Below are 3,063 nucleotides of genomic sequence, written 5' to 3'. Positions count from 1 at the left end.
GACCCACTAGCAGCACTCAGCGAACCAGCCGGCGACCATGTATAATTAGTAGCCCCACTAGCCGTTAAAGTAGCTGAACTACCAGAACAAATTGTAGGATTAACTGGAGTTACTGAAATATTGAGGCTTCCCGATGTTATGATACTAGTTGTTGCTGTTCTTGTACAACCTTTAGAATCAGTAACTGTAACGGTATGATTACCTGTTGCTAAGTTTGAAACGCCTGCTGTTGTTCCACCGCTTGGTGCCCAACTATATGTGTAACCCGAAGTCCCTCCATTGGCAGTTACCGTGGCTCCGCCTGGGCCTGAACAACCCGCAGGAGTAGTTGCAGAAATGGCAGCAGACAGAGCGGCTGTAGGTTGTGTAATAGATAAAGTCCCTGATCCTGTACAAGCATTGGCATCCCTTATACTAATGGTATAAACGCCTGCACTTAATCCGGTTTGACTGGCTCCGGATAAATTACCCGGTGACCAAGTATAAGTATATGGACCTGTACCGCCAGAAGTAGAAATACTAGCAGATCCAGTACTTGCACCAAAACAATTTACATTGGTTTGCGAAGAGACTGCCAAAGTTAAAGTAGGGCAAGTTGTGTTTGTACAATTAGGAACGGCTGCTGCGCTGGAGATTGAAAATGTTCCTCCTGCAGCATCAATTACCTGAATAGGGAAACTGGTTGGTGTTCCAACACTAATAGTGTTAGTGGCATAAGTAGTCCATGAAATTCCACCACCACTCGATGTAGTACCACTTTGCCAGTTATATGGACCGGTACCTCCAGATACCGTAAAACCATTTCCATTATTACATACTGCTAAAGGCACACAAGCACTTACTACTACAGTTGTAGTACTTGACCCACAAGCTAAACTATAGGTAATAATATGAGTTCCTACCCCGGCAGTTGCAGGATTGAAAGTACCATTTGTAGCATTGGTAATACCTGTTCCGCTCCATGTTCCTCCAGGAGTAGCAGCAGATAAGTTAAAAGCCGGATCGTTAATACATTTTGTAGCCGGCTTACAGATATTTGCATCGCAACATGTCAGACTTAATGTATTACATGCACCAGCAGTTATATACTCCAATGTACCTGTGCGGGAACTTGAACCGGAAGTTCCTGTTGAACCACAGGCAACGATATTACCAGTAGTTGTTACATGTACATCATATACATTATATGTTGTAGGGTAAGAAGCTAATTGAGTTAAGTTTTGATCGAATTTATAAACCGCATTTTTTGAACCAACATAAATATTTCCGCAATCATCCAAATCAATGCCGCTTGCTTGTACTTGACTGGATGCAAATCCTCCGCCTGGGATTGTTACAGATGCTAGAATGGCACCGTTTCCTAAGGATCTCTTATCCAGTCTATCACCTCGATGAGTGTAGACAAAAGAGGTATTTGCTTTAATTGCTGCTATTCCGGTATTATTATATCTAAAGTTTTCACATTGATAACTTAGATTATATGAATTAGTGTTTTTAAAAGGAATAGGATTGGAGCAACTTGAAAAATTTTGATTGATAGCCCCAATTGTATCATGTGATAAAAAATAATAACGCCCATTTCCACTTGGCGCTATTGCCCTTACTTCTGAACCGAGAAACCCTCCGCCTGCAAGCTGATAATTACTAACACTATTGCCGTTGGCCATGTTTAATTCATAAATGTATGGTCTTGGAGAGGGAGGGAAACCACTACCACCAGTGCCACCGATAATGAGTTTTGTTTGATCACAGTTAAAGGTGATACACCATAATTCTGACAGAGCATTTAATCCTCCTGGGTTGGTATTATTCCAAATTACTGCGCCTGCAGGAGAAACTTTGACAATTTGTGCTGCTGAGCCTTGAGTCACATAAGAATTTCCGGCATTATCTACTGCAAAGGTACCAAGCCAGGCAGTTGTATCATAAGGAGTATTATAAGTCCATTGTAAAACACCTGTCGAATTATATTTCTTTAATTGCATAGGGCTGGTACCACCAATGAGGTAAGCATTTCCTGCCCCATCCTGTTCGCACTCCCATACGCAATCCCAGTTGCCTGTAAAGGCAGGAGTTTGAGTCCATGGATCAATCACTACTGATTTTGTATTATCATAATTATCTAATTGAAACGAAACCGTTTTTCCTGATTTAATAAAACTAGAAGAAATAACAGAAGAAGAATTGTTCTCGTAAAAAGTAAACGGCGCGTGATCAATAATATCCCCAAGTTTAGTTTCAATATGTATTTCCCCGTTATTTGAAAGAGAAACATTATTATCGTACACCATTTTTACCTGAGACGGATTAGCTCCTGGATGAAGAATTAAAGAATATTTCAATCCCCCCTTTTCTGCAAACACATATTCAATATCAATGTTTGGATAAATATTTTTGTAGATTATTTTTTTATAACCTTTTATGTAACTTAAGTTTTTTAGTTTACCGGAAGATTCTTTAAAACTATAATTGTGATAATCAGACGTTAAACCACTTGCCTCAACCTGTACATTATCATTAGCATTTTGCCAAAGCATAGTTACCTGATCGGTCTTTGTGTCCAGTTTATGCTCCTCTTTTTCATGAAGAGCATGTTCTTCTGCACTACTAAACACCTCTCTATAATCTTTATCATTTTCACGCTCATCCTTAGGTTGTTTAGATGTTTGTAAAAAAGTATATGTTATACCTTTTTTGGTAAAATAAATTTTAGTGCCACCATGATCTACAGCAAATAAAACTTCAGCAGGATTACCAAAAGAATTAGGAATAACAAATTGTCCCCTGTTCTCAATAAATGATTTTTGAAAACTAAAATTTTTTGACCAAGAAGAACCTGTAGTATTTTGTGCACTTACTTTTGTAAAAACTAAAATCGTTAAACAAATTGTAAATAAAAAGAAATAACGTAAAATTGATTTCATGCGTATAAATTGACAGTTTGACTAAATCACAAATGTCAAAAATCCACACCTAGATTATTAGAGGGCCGCCCCCTCAATGAGGGAATTGAAGAGACTTCCCCCTCTTTTTTTTAAAAAAAAGCGTTACATTAATTAAACA

1 pseudogene is annotated in these 3,063 nt (G+C 38.4%); it reads right to left on the bottom strand.

The features are described from left to right. Positions 1-2,924 (bottom strand): annotated as a pseudogene (locus B3C16_RS12210) (SprB repeat-containing protein); the annotation flags it as partial. Between the last annotated feature and the right edge of the window lie 139 nt (positions 2,925-3,063).

Origin of the sequence: Flavobacterium sp. UBA7682 (assembly GCF_002482945.1) — a bacterium.
GTDB lineage: Bacteria > Bacteroidota > Bacteroidia > Flavobacteriales > Flavobacteriaceae > Flavobacterium.
The sequence above is the reverse complement of the archived record's forward strand: the minus strand, read 5'-3'. Positions and strand labels throughout refer to the sequence as shown.